Consider the following 19986-nt stretch of genomic DNA (forward strand, 5'->3'; position numbering starts at 1 on the left):
TGCACCCTCCCTATATTATTCCTATTCATTTTCTTGACTCTATTATACCTTTTCCAAAATTCCCATACGACGTAATCGTTCGACAATAAATGATAATAGATTAGACTTAAAGGAGGTATAGTTAAATTCTACTTGAAAGTCAAAAAGCCCAACTCTTATAAAAGAATTGGACTTCCGTACAATTTTAGTATATTTTTTAAATCAATTATTTCACTTGATATATACGTTGATGATTTTGTATCCCTGTTAGGCAAATCTCAGCCGGGTCCTCTTTTGTTGACCATTCCGTAACTGAACCGTCCGTTGGGATTTGTTGTTCGAAGATTTTTTCATATTCAGATACCGATATTTTTTGTCTTTTCTCAAACATCGCATTATGTTTTGTTTGATGTAATTGTTTTTCAAAACCTTCTTGTAATACACCAGAGAAAAATTCCCCAACAGCACCAGATCCGTAGCTATACATACCTATTTTGTCACCAGCTGTTAATTCATTACTGTTTTCCAATAATGAAAGTAAACTCAAATAAAGCGAACCTGTATAGATATTACCGATATTGCGATTATATTGGGTACTTAATCGATATTGTTCCTTCAGATGCGTTTGAGTATTTTCTTCTACCTCATCCAATACAGTACGCAAGGCCTTTAAGCCCATTTTCGTATATGGTAAATGAAAACAAATTGCTGCAAAATCTTCTAAACCACGATTTGTCTGCTCTTTATATGCATTCCAAACTTTTTGAAAAAATGCAATATACTGCTCATTGGAGTACTTACCATCAACAAATGCTATGTCTGAGTAAACCGGTCTCCAGAAATCCATAATATCATCCGTATAGTAGGTACTTTCTTGTTCAATTGCCATAATACTTGGATCAGCGGAAATTAATAACGCAACCGCACCCGCTCCCTGTGTTGATTCTCCTGGTGTTCTTAATCCGTATCGTGCAATATCTGATCCTAACACTAATACTTTACGATTCGGATTTAAAGCTATATGTCCTCTCGCCATCTGAATACCTGCTGTAGCACCATAACATGCTTGTTTTAATTCAATAGCACGTGCATGCGGTTGTAATCCTAATAGTTGGTGCACATTTACCGCAGCTGATTTGGAATGATCGATACCTGACTCTGTTCCAAAAATCACCATGTCAATATCTTGCTTATCCGTTTCATCTAATATCTGTGCAGCCGCATTCGCAGCTAACGTAACTGTGTCTTGTGTAATTGGCGGTACGGCCATTTTTTCTTGGCCGATTCCTATTGTGAATTTTTCTGGCTCGACTCCACGTTCTTCAGCTAATTCATTCATGTCTAAATATAAATGCGGAGCATAGAAACCAATCTTATCTATTCCAATCTTCAATGTCATTCTCCTTCACTATTACAACTTGTCTTATTCATATATTTCTAATAAAATGCTCGAAATCCAATACTTAAATGATAATATAATCAATCTCAAAAAATCAACTAAGTTAGCTATTTCTTATTTTCTTTTATTTATTTCCAATGTACTTTCAATTTGTATACCTTGAATTGATTGTGATGCTAATTGGTCAGCTTCCTTATTATCTTTTCTCGGAATAACTTGATAATCAGGTTGGATTCCAAGTTGTTCTATCTTATTTTCAATACGATCAATCCAACGTTGAAGATTTTCTTCATAGCAAGGCCACTCTTCTTTCAACTGATGAATAACTACCATTGAATCGCCTTTAAAGGTAATTGACTGATGAGTCGCTTGCATTTCTTCAAGTAGCTCTAAACTATGATATAATCCAGCATATTCTGCTTCATTATTATTATCTAACTGCTCTAATTTGACGTTTTTTCTACGTCGAAAGTATTTTTTGTTTTTTTCGTAGTAAATTACAACTCCAACACCTGCAATTAAATCATTTCTATCAAATCCACCATCAAAGTAAACCAAAATATGATGGGGTTCTTCTTCCACTTGAGCTACTAAGCGTTTTAATTCTTTAGTCGACCAGGTTCGATCCAGATCATCTATTGCATATAGATTTTGAACAGACTTCTCTTTCTCTAACTTCTCCGCAACTATAACGCCATCTTCTATACGCATTTCATCCGACATAAAATTTATCTCGATTCCTTTAGCTCGATACATATATGCTAAACGTATATTCACTTTATCTCCACCGATCATCTTTTTTTCATTCTTAGTCATTTCCCAAAATATGAAAAAAGATCGGATATCCGATCTTTATTTCACAATTAATTTAGTATGACTATACCCTTCTTTCGTCTTTTTAACTTCAATGGTCGCAGGTAGTATATCTTTTAACTCTTGAACATGCGATATTACACCGATTAACCTTCCTGATTTTTGTAGCTGTACTAACGTATCAATTGCCTTTGTTAGTGATTCCTCATCCAATGAACCAAAACCTTCATCTATAAACATCGTTTGGATCATAACATTCCCTTGAAAACTTTGAATCACATCAGACATACCTAAAGCCAGGCAAAGAGACGCATTAAATTTCTCTCCGCCAGATAACGTTTTAACATCCCTTGTTTGACCAGTATAGGTATCATAAACATCTAAAGCAAGCCCACTTTGTCGACCATGAGATTCTTGTCGATCACTTCTTGTTAGATAGAATTGTCCATTAGATAAGTCTTTTAGTCGATAATTAGCAGCTTCAATAATCTGTTCTAGATATTCCATTTGTAAATATCTTTCAAAAGATACTTTTTTCTGATTTTGCCCACGTAATACATCATAAACTTCTGTAATTACCATTAGTTTATTTTCTGTTTCTGCAACTTCATTGTGTAGTACTTCCATCCGCTCTTTAATAGAACGAATTTCTTGGTCAAATTTTTTAAGTGTATTTAATTCATTTAAATTTTGTTCGAAATCATGTTTTAAATCCCTAAGTCTTTCTTCTAAGAAACCAAGATCTTGTCTTTCTTGTTGCGCTAATATTGCTTCTAACTCTTTAACTTGATTGTCTATTTGTTGCTTTTCTTGTTTGTAATTTTCAACTTGTTGCTTACGCTGAAGTAAAATACTTTCTTCTAATTTCGCTTCTTGATAAGTCTCTCGAGTAAAACCAGCTTCACTGATTTTTTGTTCAAATTCCTTGTTCGCCTTTTCGACTTGCTTACTCAGATCTGTTATCTGTGTTTGATAATTTTTCACTTCAGAGCGGATTTCCAAATGCCTTTGTGTTATTTGTTGATATTCTTGTTGGATCTCTTTCCATGCTTGTTCCATTTCTTGTTTTTGTTGTTTTTGAATACGTAAACTATCTTTTAGTTTCGATAACTGATGGAATTCTTCTGGTACTTGCTTCTTTTTCTCTATATGGCTAGCTTGCTTTGATTTTAACAGAGAAACTTGCTCTTGATATTTTTGCTTCAGTTGTTCAAAAGCTTCCTTATTCTTTTTATCTTCTCTTTTTTGTTGCTCTACCTTTGCTTCATAATTATTTCGTTTCTCTTTTGCATGTTGGATATTTTTTTTTTGTTCAGCTAATTGTTTGCCCTCTTGTACAATTTCATCGAATGTGATAGATGGATTATCTAGTGATATTCCCCATTCGTTAAGTTCAGCAGACACCTCTGTTAAAGAGGTTTTAGTTGAAGATAGCGCAACTTGTTGTTCCTGCCAATTTTTATTCTTTTCTTCCTTCTGAATCCGAAACGATTCTAACGCTTCTTTCGTAACGGATTGATTTTCAATAGAAGCTTTATTAGGATGGGTAGTACTTCCGCAAACAGGACATTCTTCTTCATCATGTAGATGTGAAGCCAACACAAATGCTTGATTATTTATCCAATTTTGTTCTATTTCTTGATATTGTTTTTCACTATTTTCATAATCTTGTTTTGTTTGTTGATACTTGTTTTGTATATAAGCTTCTTCTTTTTGCAAACTAATAAGCCTTTGAAGCAACTTTCCAACTTGCCTTAATTCAGTTAACCGCTTATTTAAGTCGGAAGCTTTTTCAACTTGCTTTGTTAATTTCTTTATTTCCTCAGATAGACTTTCTTGTTCTTTTTCTTTTCTCTCAAGTAACTGTCCATCTTCACGTATCTTTTGCTCCTGTTGTACATTTTGATTTTTCAAAGATTGGATTTCATTTGATTCAGAGTCCAGCTGCTCAACTATTGGAAGATACGATTCAAGTTGACTAATATAAATCGATATTTTTTCTCTTTGTTCGCTCTTTTCTTCTTCATTTTTATATTTTGCAGTGACTAACTTTAATTGTTCAGCTGCTTGTTGTTCTTTTTCAGTCAGCGTTTTTAACTGAATCTCTTTTTCTTGTAATTGTTGTTGGTAGTTTAATGCAAATTGCTCTATCGGTTCAATTCGTTGCGCTTGCTCCGCAGCTTTCAGTTGATTCTCTATAAGGCGTATCTCTGCTTGCTTGTTCATTAGCTCCTGACTACGCTGTTTTTTCACTTGAAGTTGATCAAACTGTTCATTTATATGTTTTGCCGCATAATATTCCTTCTGGGCAATATCGTGCTTCTTATAACTCGAAGTGTATTGCTGGGTTTTCTTTTCTATTTCTTGATGATAATATGTTTTTTCCTCATTCAACGCCTCAAGTACCTGCTGTACATTATAATACTCTGTTTGAAAAACATATTGTAACTTGGAATTCTCACGAAGTGGAAAAGTAGAAGAAACTTGTTTCATTGTTTGGGTTAACTGATCCGAAACACGATTATACGATTGTTCAAACGTATTTTTTTTCTGACGCAATATTTCATTCATATACTTATAATGTTCTGTTTTAAATAACCGTCTTAATATCGCTTCTTTATTCTCTGTTTCTGAGGTTAATAATTTACGAAATTCACCTTGAGGCAACATTACGATTTGTTTAAATTGATCTTGTGTAAGACCTATTAGTTCTTCAATTTTCTTATCAACTTCGCTTACAATCTGTCTGTCTACGATCGAGATTTCCTTTTGTTCCGTTAATTCGAACAGTTCATACTTCTCACCGGTTTTTGTTTTATTTCCTTTTTTTATATGGCCAGGCTGACGCAATACTCGATAGGTTCTCTCTTTAATTGTAAATGTTAACTCTACAGAGGTGTGAGTATGGTCCTCGGCAAAATCACTTCGGAGTAAACGATTATCTTCTCTATCAGAGCCGCTAGCCCTCCCATATAAAGCAAAGGCAATCCCATCAAATATCGTTGTTTTTCCTGCGCCGGTATTACCGGATATAGAAAAGAGCTGTACGTCACCTAATTTTGTGAAATCAATAATTTCTGTATCTTTATATGGTCCAAACGCTGTTAGTTTTAGATACAACGGTCGCAAAGTTCACACCTCCAGTCATTTTGTATTAACTTCTATATGCTCTTCTTCTTTATTTAAATCATCCATTATTGTTTTAATAATTTCTAAAGCCTCTTCGGAAGGTCCTTCACCTTTTACTTCTTTATAAAAAGCATGGAAAAGTTCCATTTCATTCATTTTTGTCTTCGGTATTGAATCTTCTTCTTTTACAGAAATCGGTGATATCAGTACTCGTTCAACATGCATTGCATTTGGATAAATAGACCGGATTTTTTCCATTGGTGATAATACTGGAGTTTGATCCATTAATTGAACAAATACATAATCATCGCTAGGCTTTTCGTTAAATATTTCTTCCATCGTCATTTTCACACGACGCATATCTCGTCGTGGATTTAAAAACTTCTTCTCAACAGAGACTTCCCCATTTTCAGCCAAGTCAACTATAAGAAAACCCTTTTTATGATTTTCTTCAGAAATCGAGTATTTTAAAGGAGATCCAGCGTAGCGAATTTTCTCATCCAATACATGATGCGCCTGGTGGAGATGCCCAAGTGCTGTATAGTTAAATATTTTAAAATGATGTGCATTTACATATTCTGCTCCACCTATGGAAAGTGGCCGTTCTGAATCACTTGTATTCTCACGTTCTTCACCAAATGGCGTTACAAAAGCATGTCCAATCGCGACATGCCTTGCATGAGGGTCCATATTTTCACGAATTTTATCTGTAATATATTTTGCAGCATCATCATGTGTACGTATGTCTTCATTTTCAAAAGTATTGCGTACCATACTAGGATCTGCGTAAGGAATGAAATGAAAATGCACTTCTCCATACGAGTCTTTCAAAATGACTGGTTCTAGTTCTCGGGATATTTTACCGATAACATGGTAACCATTCTCTTTCATTAATCCACTTCCAAAATGTAACCTTCCAGGACTATCATGGTTCCCAGCAATTGCTAATACCGGGATCTGAAGTCCGTGAATTATTTTATCTAATATCTGATCTAATAAATGAACTGCATCAACTGGGGGAACTGCCCGATCATATAGATCTCCGGCAATAATTACTACATCCGGTTGTTCCCTTTCAACTTCTGCAACAAATTGATTTAGTATATAATTTTGGTCTTCTGTCATATATATTCCTTGAACCAGCTTCCCCAGATGCCAATCTGCAGTATGGAATATTTTCATTATTTCACCCCTTGTACGTGCTTTTTATTCCGATTATTAAACTCTCAGTTAAAAATATTTAACTACTAATTTTAGCTTTCTCTTATAACAGTCCCTCTTGTTCAAATAAATAACGATAAGGGATATCTAAAAATATATAACGTCCATTTGTAAGTGGATATGAATATGTACGAATTAATTCCGATTTATCTATATCCGTATACAAATCAGAAAGCAAACCTTTCTTCTCTAAGTTCATCCGCATCACATTTTCAAAAAAATATGGTCGCCAACTCCAGTTTTTATTTAACCCCTCTTTTACGAGATTCCACCTATCTTCCTGATCTTTTTCTGCGTTGGAAGATAGTTGAATTCCTTCACCATTACAAATATAAACACGAAACGCGAATTCCTTACACGCTTTACCTACATTTAATATAAATTCGTCATAGTTATCTGTTAGTGTAGATTGTGTTAATATACTGGTAAATGTAGCATGAATTTTTTCAAGAAGTTCAAGTTGAGCCTTACCTTTTTTTCGTTCATATGTAATGAATTGTTTAAAACTATCTTGAATGATAGATTTACAGCTATCAACTTCTACAAAATCAGGTTGGGGTTGTATTAAATACCTGCCTTGATAATATTGGCCACCACTTCTCCAAGCATAATTAAATTGATTATAATTATTTATCCCTTTAAATAAAAGAGACGCACCAATTTTACGTGACAACATGGAGATTGCATAGTATACATCTTTGTACAGATGAGGTAGTAAATCATCCTTTAGAAAACTCGTATCCACTTTTAATACGTTTGGATGTAAGGTAGCTAGTTGGTCTAGGATACCATTGGGATTTTCCAGGTGAATACTTACTTTAACACCTAATGTTTTTAAATATTTTATCAGGTTGGCTAGTTGGTCCAAATCCTTCGGAAAATCAGTGTCTTTCACTTCTAATATAATTTCATTTAATTTTAATCCTTTTAATTGATATTCTTCAAGTATTTCAAGTAACTGTTCACCATTATTGCGAACTAGTAAATCAGCGTCATAATAAAAAGATAGAAAACTATTATTTTTCTTTTCCAGTTTATTCTCTATCGCTTTGCGTTGAAGATACGTATTTACTTCTAAACGAAATTCATCTGGAATGGATACATCATCAAAAAACCAATCCATTCGTTGTAACTTTCCATTCTTATTTTGAAAATAAGCAATCACTTCATATCCAATAATCATTTGCGTATCTGCACTGACGATCGGCTTATAATAAGGAAGTAATTGGTCCATATCTAACATAACATCTAACGGATCCATATCTAATCCCCCTTTCGGCTATTATATCACAGCAAACAATTACCTCACTTCCTTTTTATTTAAAAAAGATGTCAAGCATTCTGTTACAACTTTTTTTGTTATCCATATAAATTCCACATATTCATGAACATTTTGTGAAGCATTTCTCAAACTCTTGTTATTTTAGTTTACGAGTATTAAGATTGTCTCTGACATGTTAACTTGATAGGATTTTACAAACTATCCATAAACATACCGATGAAAGGGGTATCTACATGAAGAAAAAGTGGGCCTATATAATGTTATTAACAGCAACAGCTATGTTCTTAGCGGGTTGTGAACCATTACTCGTACTTGATCCTAAGGGGCCACAAGCAGCAACGACCGCAAATGTTATATGGATTTCAATTATAACAATGGCAGTAATTGTAATTGTTGTAATAACAATGCTAGCAGTTGTTTTGTTTAAGTATAGAGCTTCAAAACAAAGTGACGATTATGAGCCACCACACATAGAAGGAAGTCCTATTGTAGAAGGAATTATTGTAGGGGTTCCAGTATTAATTGTAACATTCTTAGCAGTTGTTTCTGTTATTTCTACGTATCAAGTAGAATCAGTACCTGAAGGGTATGAAGATGAAGAGCCTTTAGTTATTTATGCATCGTCTTCTAACTGGAAATGGCACTTTAGTTATCCAGAACAAGATATTGAAACTGTAAACTATGTATTTATACCACAGGATAGAAATGTTGAATTTAGATTATATTCTCATAGTACAATCTCTAGTTTCTGGGTTCCTCAACTAGCTGGTCAGAAATATGCAATGGCTGACATGGTAAATACATTGAACGTAGTTGCAGATCACCCAGGCGATTTTGTAGGAAGAAACTCTAACTTTAATGGTGAAGGTTTTGCAGAAAATATGTTTAATGTAACCGTTATGCCTCATGACGAATTTGACACTTGGATAGAGGAAATTCATGCTACAGCAGATCCTCTTACAGAAGATAAGTTTGAAGAGTTACTAGAACCAGGCCATCTTGGTCAAATGACATTCACAGGAACACATCAAGAATTCAAACCTGCTCCTGAAGGTGAGAATAGTCCTCATAATCATGGACCATCTGAGTCTGAAGATGAAGGGCACGATCACCACTAATTTTTAAGATTCATGCAACAAGAGCATCGAAAGGAGATTCATAAAATATGAATATATTAGAAAGATTTGCCATTCCTCCGCATGACGATCCGATGCTTTATGCATCCTTAGTTGCCATTGCACTTGTTTCTATTGCGGTTGTTGTAGGCATTACCTACTTCAAAAAATGGGGATACCTTTGGAATGAATGGTTGACTACCGTTGACCATAAACGTATAGGAATTATGTATATAATTTCAGCACTTCTCATGCTTTTCCGCGGTGGTGCTGATGGAGTTATGATGCGTCTACAAACTTCAGTACCTGACAACAGTTTCTTAGATGCACAGCATTATAATGAAGTATTTACTACCCATGGTGTGGTTATGATTTTCTTCATGGCCATGGCATTTATTATAGGTTTAATGAACTATGTTATTCCATTGCAAATTGGTGCGCGAGATGTTGCATTCCCTCGCTTAAACGCACTAAGTTTCTGGCTATATTTTGCTGGTGCAATGTTGTTCAATATTTCATTCGTTGTTGGAGGATCACCAGATGCTGGTTGGACCAACTATTATCCTCTAGCAGGACCAGAATTTAGTGAACATGTTGGTGTTAACTACTACAACTGGGCATTACAGATATCCGGTATTGGTACACTGATGACTGGTATTAACTTTGTAGTCACGATAATGAAAATGCGTGCACCAGGTATGAAATTGATGAAAATGCCGATGTTCACTTGGTCTGCTTTAATTACCAATATTATTATTGTATTTGCATTCCCTGTATTAACAATCGCCCTATTAATGGGTACGCTTGACCGTCAGTTCTTTACGAATTTCTTTACAACATCCGACGGCGGTATGGATATGATGTGGGCAAACTTATTCTGGATATGGGGACATCCGGAAGTATATATCTTGATATTACCTGCATTTGGTATTTACAGTCAGATTATCTCGACATTCTCACAAAGAAACTTATATGGTTATAAATCGATGGTAGCTTCCATGGTTATTATCTCACTATTATCCTTTGTTGTTTGGGTTCACCACTTCTTTACAATGGGTCAAGGTGCACTTACAAATAGTATCTTCTCCATTACAACAATGGCAATAGCAGTTCCAACCGGAATTAAGATATTTAACTGGCTACTGACGATGTGGAAAGGTAAAATTCGATTTACCACACCAATGCTTTATTCCATCGCATTTATTCCTTTATTTACAATTGGTGGAGTAACTGGTGTAATGCTTTCAATTGCAAGTGCAGACTATCAATATCACAATACGATGTTCTTAGTTGCTCACTTCCATAACGTAATTATTCCTGGTGTTGTATTTGCGATGATTGCAGGATTAATTTATTACTGGCCAAAAATGTTTGGCTTCCTATTAAACGAAAGAATTGGTAAATGGGCATTCTGGAATATCGTTATCGGTTTCTGTCTATCCTTCTTCCCAATGTACATTACAGGATTAGACGGGCAAGCAAGACGTATGTATACGTATTCGGAAGCTTCTGGTTTCGGTCCATTGAACTTACTATCGTTTGGTGGAGTAGCATTATTAACCCTAGGATTTATCCTTCTGGTTTACAATATATATTATAGTTTCCGTCATGCACCAAGAAATGTTGGAGATGATCCATGGAACGCTCGCTCTTTAGAATGGGCTACGCATAATCCAGTTCCAGAATATAATTTTGCTGTTACACCAACTGTAGATTCAGAAGAAGCATTTTGGGATTACAAGAAAAACGGATATAAATTGTTTAAAGAACCAATTAGTGACATTCATATGCCGAATAACAGTGGTTGGTCCATTATATTAGCAGGTTTCTTCTTTATCTTTGGTTTCTTCTTTGTATTCCATGTATGGGCAGGAGTAATTGTCGGAGCAATCGGAATACTAGGCTGTCTTCTATACCGTACATTTGAAAAAGATGATGGTCATCATATTCATAAAGAAGAAATTATCGAGACCGAAAAGAAATTTGGAGGTGACAAGAAATGAAAATAGATTCTAATCAACCTCTTGAATATAGTACAGAACAAAATAAGATGAATATCCTTGGATTTTGGATATTTTTAGGTGCAGAGATAATGTTGTTTGCCACCCTGTTTACAAGCTACTTTATTTACGAAGGTCGTGGTGTTGGATCAGGTCCAAGTTCGGCAGAAATCTTTGAAATAGGACCTGTTATCATTAATACAATGATCTTATTAACAAGTAGTTTTACAATTGGATTAGCGATACATGCCATGCGAATCCAACGTACTAAAGCAATGATCGGTTTTCTGATTGTTACACTAGTACTTGGTGCAGCGTTTGTCAGTGTTGAAATTTATGAGTTCATTCATTTCTATCACATAGGCGCTACATTACAAACAAGTGGTTTTACTGCTACATTATTTACTACCCTAGCAACACATGGAGCGCACGTTACATTTGGTCTATTCTGGGGAACAATGATTATTATTCAATTGGTAAAGCATGGATTAACAGCTCAAACAGCGAATAAATCATTTATATTCTCATTATATTGGCATTTCCTTGATGTAATGTGGATCTTCATCTTTAGCTTTGTGTACTTGAAAGGAATGATGTAACATGAGAGAATTATTTCCTATGAAGCAGGTTAACGGCTTTATCTTTTCCCTGCTCCTCACAGTGATTGCACTGAGTGTCTACTTTTTAGACATGTCCTTTGCAATGGGCTTAACAATTCTTATTGTTACAGCATTCATTCAAGCTGGAGTACAATTGATTGTATTTATGCACGCAGGAGAAAGTGAAGATAAAGGCACCATATATACAAGTATTTATTACGGTGCATTGATTGCATTGCTCACTGTATTCGGATCATTACTTGCAATGGTTTGGGGATATATGTAAATTTAAAAAGCCAAAGGCACATTGCCTTTGGCTTTTTTATATTCGTATCATTAATATAAATTTGTTCGTTGTTCTTTCTTACTAACAAAAGATTCCTCTGTTGCCACTAAGAAAATCCCCATTATAAAGATGAATGTTGCCCCCATTACCAACCCAATACCAATAGCAGTCACTGCAGGTAAACCGCTTACAAAATAACCATAAATAAATAGTAATGATCCTATTGTAATTAACGTACCACAAATAATTGACACATATTTCAGTAATTTTTGATTGATATCCATGAAATTTCATCCCCTTTGTCTACATTATGCAATACGTTCATAAAGTTGTCAATATTTTAGTTACAAATTTATGAACTATTATATTTAAACTTGACATCAGGACTTTAGGTTTATTTACTTTCGTTTCACAGGTTATTTGTAGCGTTTTTAATTTTAACAATTTATACTAAATTTGTATTTTAATTCTTATAGGAGGTTTCATATGCGACACAAATTATTAACTGCACTATTTATTATGATTCTTGGTTTCACTATTATTCCAACGATTGCATTCGCAATTGAAGCAGATGACCCGGAAGTGGAAGCATTTATTGAAGAAATTGGTTGGGATAAGGAAGAGTATGTTGACTATTTAGACAGTAAGTATTTTTCCCTTATTGATTTTCCTAGTATAGAATACTTAGGTATCCCAGTAACCGAAAAAACATTAGAAGAAATTTATAATACCTATGACATTACACATGAAGAATTAAATGAAAAACTAAGAGAGACTGGACAACTTTTGGAAGATGAGGATGTAGTGGATTCAACTTGGTTTTTATTCATTGAAGATGTAGCCTTTGCTCTAGAACAAGATATGGATAATACTGGTGAATTAACGGATTGGGAAGAAGAAATTACAGAAGAAAATATCCAGGCCTTACTAGATTTTTATGAATTCAAGTCATCTGAAGAATTAGAGCAGTACTTGAATAGTATGAACGATTCTATTGATAACTACGAGACTATTTGGGAGCTCGATTTAGCAGTTGACTCTTATATTGGTGGTCAAGATATTACTTTAGATTTGACAGATGATCTTTCTGGAGATTTCGGTAGCGGAATGGACATGGGTATATGGAATGCGGAAAGTATTTTCCCAACAGATCCTTACCTTAATGTGTTTATTGGACTGACTCCAATTGCTTTGCAAGCAATCTTCTTTTAGTAAACTAGAAATAAGTATTTACATCTATTAAAACGCGAGGGGTTAGACAAAAAATGAAAAAAGAGTACTTTTTATACAACACTATGGATATACATCATGTTCATTTACTTTCTGAATTCACCTTTATATCTGTCTAACCTCTTTTTGTTAAATTAATGATTTTTTCATCCAATTATGTAAGTAATCCGTCTCATATAGATCATTGGGGTATGTTATTTCCCCTGTACTTCCATCCTCGTAGGCCCATTGAAGAAATTCGTTTAATGCTGAGATATATGGTTCATAAAGAAATTCAAAACTAACCGTTTCCTTTGGAAGTAAATTTTGTTTACATAATAGCGGATCAGAATAACTCATATACGTTCTACAAGGAATTGGACGTACTTCATATGCCATACATTGATTTTTTTCTGTATCTAGTAATACACATGGAAGTTGTAATTTTTTATATGCTAGCTTCACTTCACTCATTTCCTCCACCCAGTTATCAGGAACTTGCTCAAGTATATGTTTATATTTACTAAAGTATTGTTCAATGTGATTAAATAACTTTTCTCTTTGTTCGAAATCAAAATTATTGATAGACATCTGTAGTAATTTCGCTTCTAATTTCGTTATAATAATTGGAAAGTAACAACAGAAAGCACAACCCATTTGACATGTCGCTTGCAAAGACACTTCTGCTTCCATTTCAGTAATTTCATTTGATACTAATTTTAATAAATTTTGGAATACACCTTGTAATTTATCATCAATTGGCTTCTCAACTTCATCCCAGTCTTCAATTACATCATAAAATAATTCTTCATTTATCTGATAAGTATTACTAATTTCTTCACATTTTTTTCTTACCTGTTCATAATTCAAACCATTTTCCATTCTTTCTATCTCCTTATATCCGTCTCCTTCCTATTGTTACGCATTACATAAAGAAAGTAAATCATTTATGTAATGCAAAATAATACCGCAAGAAATCAACGTACTTGATGCTGACTTCTTGCGGTATATTTATCGTTGGTTACTTTTTGGATCAAATGCATCTCGTAGACCGTCTCCAATAAAATTTATGGCTAGTACAGTAATAAAAATAGCCAATCCTGGCGGTATCCAAGCTTCTGGATGGTCACGTAAAATCCGAATATTTTGCGCTTCAGATATCATATTCCCCCAAGTTGGTGTTGGTTGTGGAATTCCAAATCCTATAAAACTAAGACCGGATTCTATGATAATATAAGAAGCCATCATAAGCGTGGCATTTACAACAATTGGACCAATTGCATTAGGAATAAAGTGCTTAAAAATAATCCGAAAATCATTCGCACCAATGGCATGTGCACTTAGCACAAATTCTTGTTCACGCAAGGATAAATATGACCCCCGGATAATTCTTGTTAGATTTGGCCATGACGTTAATGCGATTGTTGTAACAAATAACCCAATGGTTACATTATCAATTACCGCCATAATGGTAAGTACTAATACTAAAAATGGCAACATTAACATAATATCTGCTCCACGCATGATAATACTGTCTACTTTACCGCCATAATATCCAGCAAGTGACCCCAAAACAACACCGATTGCTAAAGTAAAGAACATTGCGCTAAAACCAACGATCAAAGAAATTCTTCCTCCATATAACAGTCGAGAAAAATTATCTTGTCCAACTCCATTGGTTCCTAATATATGCTCTTCACTTGGACCTTTCTCTATCTTTAAAAGATCTGTTTTCTCAGGATCAAGATCAGTAAATAATGGTGCAAATATACAGATTAAAATAATTAATACCAAAATGATAAGACTAACTACTGCTAATTTATTTTTTAGAAATCTACTAACTCCTATTTGAAAGGGGCTTTTACTTTTTTCTTTCTTGACTATGACACCTTCTTTAGGAGTATTAGGTACTGGTTCCTGTGGCATTGATTGCATTTTCACTCACCTCAATCATAACGAATTCTAGGATCAATAACACTATACATAATGTCAGCAACTAAGTTTCCAACTAAGACTAAAACACCTAGAATCATAGCAATTGCCATCACAACTGGATAGTCACGATTGGTAACAGAGCTAAGAAATAGCGTCCCAAGTCCAGGGTATTGAAATACTTGTTCCGTAATGACTGCGCCACCAAGTAGAACTCCAATTTCAAATCCCATTAAAGTCACAATTGGTAATAATGCATTTCGAAGTGTATGTTTATATAGAACATTTCGCTCAGACATCCCTTTCGCTCTTGCAGTTCGAATATAATCACTACCTAAAACACCCAATACTTCGGATCGCATATACCTCATGTATGTTGCCGTACCAGCTAGTCCTAATGTTATTCCCGGTAGAATCATATGATGAATTCGATCAGCTAAACCGCTAAAACCTGTTGCTCCAGGAGACGACAATGTCCCTTGCGCAGGAAACCATCCCAGGTTAATAGATAAAAAGTAGATAGCCATTAAACCAAAAAAGAAGTTCGGTATAGCTAGTCCTAAAAATCCAAATCCTGTAGCAGCATAATCTATTAACGAATAAGGCTTTCTAGCAGAATAAATACCTATTGGTATAGATACAACTAATGTAATAAATAATGCAAATACTCCTAAGTATACTGTATTCATTATCCTATCCTTAATTAATTCCATTACAGAACGTCCATTAAATACAAGTGAATTTCCTAGATCACCTTGTGCAACATCTGCTATCCACCTGCCATATCGAATAGGAATAGGATCATTTAAGCCTAGCGCTTCCCTTTGTTTTTCATACACTTCTGGATCTATATTTGGGTCCGAAAGTTGCTGCCCTGTCAAAGCGTCTCCAGGAGCTAATTGAGCAATTGTAAATACAATTATAGTTAGAGCTAACAACATTGGGAAAAAGACTAGCACTCTTCGTATAATATATTTGGTCATGTTATTCCCACCTTAATGTATCTTTCTAGTAAAAATAGATGGGAGCATACGCCATCTAACGCACGCTCCCATACTATTACTCAGAAACCCACCATAGATGTGGATCGTTTATAAACCCATATGGCATTGGGTCTATACCATTTAGGCGTTCATGATGACCGTAAATTTTATTTTGTGCGTAAAGTAGTAGAGCGGGAAGGTCATCAGAGAATACTCCCTGCCATTCACCATATTTTTCCTCACGATAACTTTGCTCAAATGCATCTGGAGCAGTTAATGCATCTGCAATTAACTGATCTGATTCTTCATTGTTCCAGCGACCAAAGTTATATGGATCAACAGATCTCCATAAACCAGATGGATCTGGATCTCCACTTCCTAGACTCCAACCAAGCAAATATAAATCCCAGTCGGTATTATCATTTGTTAACTCTTCTACATATGCTGACATTTCTTTCGGTTGTCGTAGATCAATTTTAATTCCAGCTTCCTCTAAGAATTGCTTTAATATTGGAGCTGATTGTTCACGAAGTGCATTCCCTGTTGGATAATTCAGATTTACGATCCACTCTTCACCATCCGGAGTTTCACGGAAGCCGTCATCGTTCGTATCTACATAACCTGCCTCGTCTAATAATTCTGCAGCTTTGTCTGGATCATATCCATAAGAAGTTGTTGCTGCTTCATCATACGCCCAGAACTGTTGTGCAATTGGAGCATTAATAACGGATCCATGCCCATACAGTAAGTTATCAACAATTGCTTGACGATCAATTGCATATGCCATTGCTTGTCGAATAAGTTTCTCACCCATATCTTCATTTACTTCCCAATTTGCTGGATCAATTGTTCCACTCTCAACATCCGCATCCGTTCTATGATTAATTTTGAAGCCCATTAACTGATATCCAAAATCAGGCTGTTCAATAATTTCCACATGTTCCATTGCATTTACATCTTCAAAATCGGCAGCTGGAACACCATTTGGATCAGAGATAAAATCAATTTCACCGTTTTCTAAAAGTCCAAGCATAACTGACTGATCTACAATTCTCCATACAATTTGATCTAAGTATGGTTCGTCCTTCCAATAATCAGCATGCTTTTCTAAAATGTACTGCTCACGTTCAAGCATTTCAGTAAATTTAAATGGTCCAGTACCGATTACTTCACCAGCATTTAACGTAGCTGGATGAGAAGGCATCTCTCCAATTGGAACATCTGCAAAGATATGTTCAGGTATAATTGGAAATGCCACATCCTTCAAAATAGTTACATTTGGTTCTTCGAATTTAAAGGTTACTGTATAGTCATCTTGTGCTACAACACCTTCGAATTCATCTGTTTCCCCACTATTGAATGCTGTATAGCCAACTAATTTCTCTGCATATTCTACACGTACGCCCCCAGCTTCAATATAACCTGGAGATGCAATCGATTTATAGGTAAATACAACATCATCTGCAGTAAATTCTTCTCCATCATGCCATTTAACGCCTTCCTCTAAGTTCAGCGTGATTTCTGTGTTATCATCATTGATTTCCCAATCGTTAGCTAAGTTAGGTCCATATGCTAATTCTTTATCTTGACTTAATAAACCTTCGTGTGTGAAGTCTAAGATATTTGCTTCATATGCTTCTTCATAAAATATTGGATTAAAGACTCCTGATGGAGCAGTATCCATTGCACCAGTAATGGTTCCACCTGATTGTGGTTCACCAGTAGCCTCTTCATCGCCATCCCCTTCTTCTTCCTCTGCAGTAGCAGGTTCCTCTGTATCCCCTTCACCTTCATTATTACTTGTGCAAGCTACAGCAAATACAGATACAAATAAGATTAGAATAGCAAGCACCAGTATTCGTTTCCACTTTTCCATTAAATTTCCCCCTTTTAAATATCTTTGATAGACGAACTAACTTAACCATTTGATAACAGAGACATCACCTCCTAATTATGTACGCGCCTTTTGTTAAGCATGTAAATGGCAAGCAATGTAATGCCCTTTTTCTTTCTCTATTAGTGGAGGTTTTTCCCTTGCACATTGTTCAAAAGCAAATGGACAACGTGTTCGGAATGTACAACCACTAGGAGGATCTGCTGGAGAAGGCAAATCTCCAGTTAATCTCATTCTCTCTTTTGTTGGTGCTACCTCATCATGTTTTTTAACTACAGGGATTGAAGAGAGTAAGGCTTGAGTATAGGGATGCATAGCATTTTCATATAGCGATTGCTTATCCGCAATTTCTACAATTTTTCCTAAATACATTACCGCAACTCGATCACTAATATGTTTTACTACACTTAGGTCGTGCGCAATAAATAAATATGTTAAACCTAATTCATCCTGTAAATCTTTCATTAAATTAAGAACCTGAGCTTGAATAGATACATCCAGCGCTGAAACTGGTTCATCACAAATCACAAATTTTGGATTCGTGATTAATGCCCGCGCTATACTTATACGTTGCCTTTGTCCACCAGAAAATTCATGAGGATATTTTAAGCTGTCTTCTGCTCGGAGTCCTACTTTCTCAATAATGTCGATTACTTTTTTCTTTCTCTCTTCTTTAGACAGGTTGGTTTGTACAATTAAAGGTTCTTCTATCAACTCTAAAATACTCATTTTAGAGTTGAGCGATGCAAATGGATCTTGGAATACCATTTGCATATCTTTTCTATGAAGTCGTAATTTCCTCCTACTTAAATGAGATATATCAGTACCATTAAATTCAATTTTTCCTTCTGTTGGATCTAAAAGTCGTAACATCACTCGACCTAGTGTCGACTTACCGGAACCAGATTCTCCTACAATCCCTAGTGTCTCTCCTTCATAAATAGAAAATGAAACATCATCAACTGCTTTTAAATGACCAATAGTTCGTTTTAAGACGCCACCTTTTATAGGAAAATACTTTTTCACTTCCTTCACATCTACTAAAACGTTAGAGTCGACCTGCTTCATTTCTTCACCACCTCTTCTTGATAGAGATAACAACGTACAGCTTGGTTATTCACTTTTGTCAGTTTTGGAATAGCTTGAATACATTCCTCCATGACGTACGGACATCTCGTAGAAAAGCGACAGCCGATCGGAAAATCATAAGCGGGTGGCACAGACCCCTGTATTGTACCTAATCGATCTATATCTTCATTGATATCTGGTAAACTTTCTAATAATCCTCTCGTATAGGGATGTTTCGTATCATGTAGTATCTCTGAAACAGTCCCTTCTTCTACTATTTGCCCACCGTACATAACGATAATTCGATCAGCATACTCTGATACTACGCCTATATCATGTGTAATTAGTAGTACTCCCATATGAAATTTTTCTTTCATCTCTTGTAATAAATCTAAAATTTGTGCTTGTATGGTTACATCAAGGGCGGTAGTAGGTTCATCTGCAATTAATAGTTTAGGATCACAAGATATTGCCATTGCAATCATGACTCGTTGACGCATACCACCAGACAACTGATGTGGATATTCATCTATGACTTGTTCTGCACGCGGGATTCCTACAAGTTTTAATAAGTGTATTGCTTTTACTTTTGCTTCTTGTTTATTTACCTTTTTATGTTTTCTTAACATTTCGATAATTTGATTTCCAATTGTATATACAGGATTTAAAGATGTCATCGGTTCTTGAAAAATCATCCCTATATCATTTCCTCTAATTTTCGTCATTTGCTTCGAAGTAAGATTTTGGATTTCATCATTATGTAATTTAACAGTTCCTTCAATGATCTCCCCTGGTTTGTTAATTAATTGCATAATAGATAATGCGGTAATACTCTTTCCGCTCCCTGATTCTCCTACGATAGCAACTGTCTCTCCTGGAGATACATGAAATGAAACTCCATCCACAGCCTTTGCAACTTTTTCTTTCTCTAAATAAAAATATGTTTTTAAATTTTCGACTTTAAGCACTGATTCGTTTTGCATTTGCACTCTCCATTCCCAAACCTTTTTTTGAACATTCTTAGCTAGGGATATTTAACTAGTTAATAAATTTGAATTCATATTATACTATAACTCG

The 19986-nt window shown here is 35.0% G+C and carries 17 protein-coding genes; 5 read left to right on the forward strand and 12 right to left on the reverse strand.

Translation table 11 applies throughout. The features are described from left to right. Positions 1 to 205: 205 nt before the first annotated feature. From OB_RS11555 to OB_RS11575, 5 genes are all read right to left on the reverse strand, one after another. Positions 206 to 1372: a hydroxymethylglutaryl-CoA synthase gene (locus OB_RS11555; protein WP_011066640.1), complete on the reverse strand. Its 1167-nt coding sequence runs from the start codon at positions 1370 to 1372 to the stop codon at positions 206 to 208. A 120-nt stretch (positions 1373 to 1492) separates the two neighbouring features. After that, positions 1493 to 2194: a ribonuclease H family protein gene (locus OB_RS11560; protein WP_231846943.1), complete on the reverse strand. Its 702-nt coding sequence runs from the start codon at positions 2192 to 2194 to the stop codon at positions 1493 to 1495. A 36-nt stretch (positions 2195 to 2230) separates the two neighbouring features. Next, positions 2231 to 5320 carry an AAA family ATPase gene (locus tag OB_RS11565; RefSeq protein ID WP_011066642.1) on the reverse strand — a complete coding sequence of 1030 codons (3090 nt, stop codon included), beginning with the start codon at positions 5318 to 5320 and terminating at the stop codon, positions 2231 to 2233. Between the two features lie 15 nt (positions 5321 to 5335). Next, positions 5336 to 6502, reverse strand: a complete 1167-nt coding sequence (locus tag OB_RS11570; protein ID WP_011066643.1) for an exonuclease SbcCD subunit D — start codon at positions 6500 to 6502, stop codon at positions 5336 to 5338. 82 nt (positions 6503 to 6584) lie between these two features. Then, positions 6585 to 7802: an EAL domain-containing protein gene (locus OB_RS11575; RefSeq protein ID WP_011066644.1), complete on the reverse strand. Its 1218-nt coding sequence runs from the start codon at positions 7800 to 7802 to the stop codon at positions 6585 to 6587. A 254-nt stretch (positions 7803 to 8056) separates the two neighbouring features. Here OB_RS11575 and qoxA point away from each other — a divergent pair, with 254 nt between their 5' ends. From qoxA to qoxD, 4 genes are read left to right on the forward strand one after another with little or no spacing between them, the layout of a single operon-like run. Then, complete coding sequence (gene qoxA / locus OB_RS11580; RefSeq protein WP_011066645.1) at positions 8057 to 8941, forward strand: cytochrome aa3 quinol oxidase subunit II; 885 nt, start codon at positions 8057 to 8059, stop codon at positions 8939 to 8941. Between the two features lie 47 nt (positions 8942 to 8988). After that, complete coding sequence (qoxB, locus tag OB_RS11585; protein WP_011066646.1) at positions 8989 to 10941, forward strand: cytochrome aa3 quinol oxidase subunit I; 1953 nt, start codon at positions 8989 to 8991, stop codon at positions 10939 to 10941. Beyond that, a complete protein-coding gene (gene qoxC / locus OB_RS11590; protein WP_011066647.1) occupies positions 10938 to 11537 on the forward strand; it encodes a cytochrome aa3 quinol oxidase subunit III in 600 nt (199 codons plus the stop codon). Before qoxB ends, qoxC begins: the two co-directional genes overlap by 4 nt. Position 11538: 1 nt before the next feature. Beyond that, positions 11539 to 11823 carry a cytochrome aa3 quinol oxidase subunit IV gene (qoxD, locus tag OB_RS11595; protein ID WP_011066648.1) on the forward strand — a complete coding sequence of 95 codons (285 nt, stop codon included), beginning with the start codon at positions 11539 to 11541 and terminating at the stop codon, positions 11821 to 11823. A gap of 50 nt (positions 11824 to 11873) precedes the next feature. Here qoxD and OB_RS11600 read toward each other — a convergent pair whose 3' ends face one another. Beyond that, the gene (locus OB_RS11600; RefSeq protein WP_011066649.1) at positions 11874 to 12107 is read right to left on the reverse strand and encodes a hypothetical protein; all 234 of its coding nucleotides are present in this window, start codon (positions 12105 to 12107) and stop codon (positions 11874 to 11876) included. A gap of 202 nt (positions 12108 to 12309) precedes the next feature. On the opposite strand from OB_RS11600, the gene OB_RS11605 reads away from it, so the two are divergent. Beyond that, positions 12310 to 13035, forward strand: coding sequence for a processed acidic surface protein (locus OB_RS11605; protein ID WP_011066650.1), 726 nt, complete (start codon positions 12310 to 12312; stop codon positions 13033 to 13035). Positions 13036 to 13182: 147 nt separating this feature from the next. Here OB_RS11605 and OB_RS11610 read toward each other — a convergent pair whose 3' ends face one another. From OB_RS11610 to OB_RS11635, 6 genes are all read right to left on the reverse strand, one after another. Next, the gene (locus tag OB_RS11610) at positions 13183 to 13914 is read right to left on the reverse strand and encodes a YkgJ family cysteine cluster protein (RefSeq protein WP_011066651.1); all 732 of its coding nucleotides are present in this window, start codon (positions 13912 to 13914) and stop codon (positions 13183 to 13185) included. A gap of 129 nt (positions 13915 to 14043) precedes the next feature. Beyond that, positions 14044 to 14967: an oligopeptide ABC transporter permease gene (opp4C, locus tag OB_RS11615; protein ID WP_041544232.1), complete on the reverse strand. Its 924-nt coding sequence runs from the start codon at positions 14965 to 14967 to the stop codon at positions 14044 to 14046. An 11-nt stretch (positions 14968 to 14978) separates the two neighbouring features. Next, positions 14979 to 15947, reverse strand: a complete 969-nt coding sequence (locus OB_RS11620) for an ABC transporter permease (RefSeq protein WP_011066653.1) — start codon at positions 15945 to 15947, stop codon at positions 14979 to 14981. 76 nt (positions 15948 to 16023) lie between these two features. Further along, positions 16024 to 17823 (reverse strand): peptide-binding protein, encoded by a 1800-nt coding sequence (locus tag OB_RS11625; protein ID WP_011066654.1) that lies wholly within the window; start codon positions 17821 to 17823, stop codon positions 16024 to 16026. Positions 17824 to 17916: 93 nt separating this feature from the next. Continuing rightward, a complete protein-coding gene (locus OB_RS11630) occupies positions 17917 to 18909 on the reverse strand; it encodes an ABC transporter ATP-binding protein (RefSeq protein ID WP_011066655.1) in 993 nt (330 codons plus the stop codon). Continuing rightward, positions 18906 to 19892: an ABC transporter ATP-binding protein gene (locus OB_RS11635; RefSeq protein WP_011066656.1), complete on the reverse strand. Its 987-nt coding sequence runs from the start codon at positions 19890 to 19892 to the stop codon at positions 18906 to 18908. Before OB_RS11635 ends, OB_RS11630 begins: the two co-directional genes overlap by 4 nt. Positions 19893 to 19986: the final 94 nt, after the last annotated feature.

This window comes from Oceanobacillus iheyensis HTE831, assembly GCF_000011245.1.
GTDB classification, from domain to species: Bacteria; Bacillota; Bacilli; order Bacillales; family Amphibacillaceae; genus Oceanobacillus; species Oceanobacillus iheyensis.

Bases quoted from the DNA above. Each gene is read 5' to 3' on its own strand.
- OB_RS11560 (WP_231846943.1), bottom strand. From the start codon at position 2,194: ATGACTAAGAATGAAAAAAAGATGATCGGTGGAGATAAAGTGAATATA.
- OB_RS11570 (WP_011066643.1), bottom strand. From the start codon at position 6,502: ATGAAAATATTCCATACTGCAGATTGGCATCTGGGGAAGCTGGTTCAA.
- OB_RS11575 (WP_011066644.1), bottom strand. From the start codon at position 7,802: ATGGATCCGTTAGATGTTATGTTAGATATGGACCAATTACTTCCTTAT.
- qoxA (WP_011066645.1), top strand. From the start codon at position 8,057: ATGAAGAAAAAGTGGGCCTATATAATGTTATTAACAGCAACAGCTATG.
- qoxB (WP_011066646.1), top strand. From the start codon at position 8,989: ATGAATATATTAGAAAGATTTGCCATTCCTCCGCATGACGATCCGATG.
- qoxC (WP_011066647.1), top strand. From the start codon at position 10,938: ATGAAAATAGATTCTAATCAACCTCTTGAATATAGTACAGAACAAAAT.
- qoxD (WP_011066648.1), top strand. From the start codon at position 11,539: ATGAGAGAATTATTTCCTATGAAGCAGGTTAACGGCTTTATCTTTTCC.
- OB_RS11600 (WP_011066649.1), bottom strand. From the start codon at position 12,107: ATGGATATCAATCAAAAATTACTGAAATATGTGTCAATTATTTGTGGT.
- OB_RS11605 (WP_011066650.1), top strand. From the start codon at position 12,310: ATGCGACACAAATTATTAACTGCACTATTTATTATGATTCTTGGTTTC.
- OB_RS11610 (WP_011066651.1), bottom strand. From the start codon at position 13,914: ATGGAAAATGGTTTGAATTATGAACAGGTAAGAAAAAAATGTGAAGAA.
- opp4C (WP_041544232.1), bottom strand. From the start codon at position 14,967: ATGCAATCAATGCCACAGGAACCAGTACCTAATACTCCTAAAGAAGGT.
- OB_RS11620 (WP_011066653.1), bottom strand. From the start codon at position 15,947: ATGACCAAATATATTATACGAAGAGTGCTAGTCTTTTTCCCAATGTTG.
- OB_RS11625 (WP_011066654.1), bottom strand. From the start codon at position 17,823: ATGGAAAAGTGGAAACGAATACTGGTGCTTGCTATTCTAATCTTATTT.
- OB_RS11630 (WP_011066655.1), bottom strand. From the start codon at position 18,909: ATGAAGCAGGTCGACTCTAACGTTTTAGTAGATGTGAAGGAAGTGAAA.
- OB_RS11635 (WP_011066656.1), bottom strand. From the start codon at position 19,892: ATGCAAAACGAATCAGTGCTTAAAGTCGAAAATTTAAAAACATATTTT.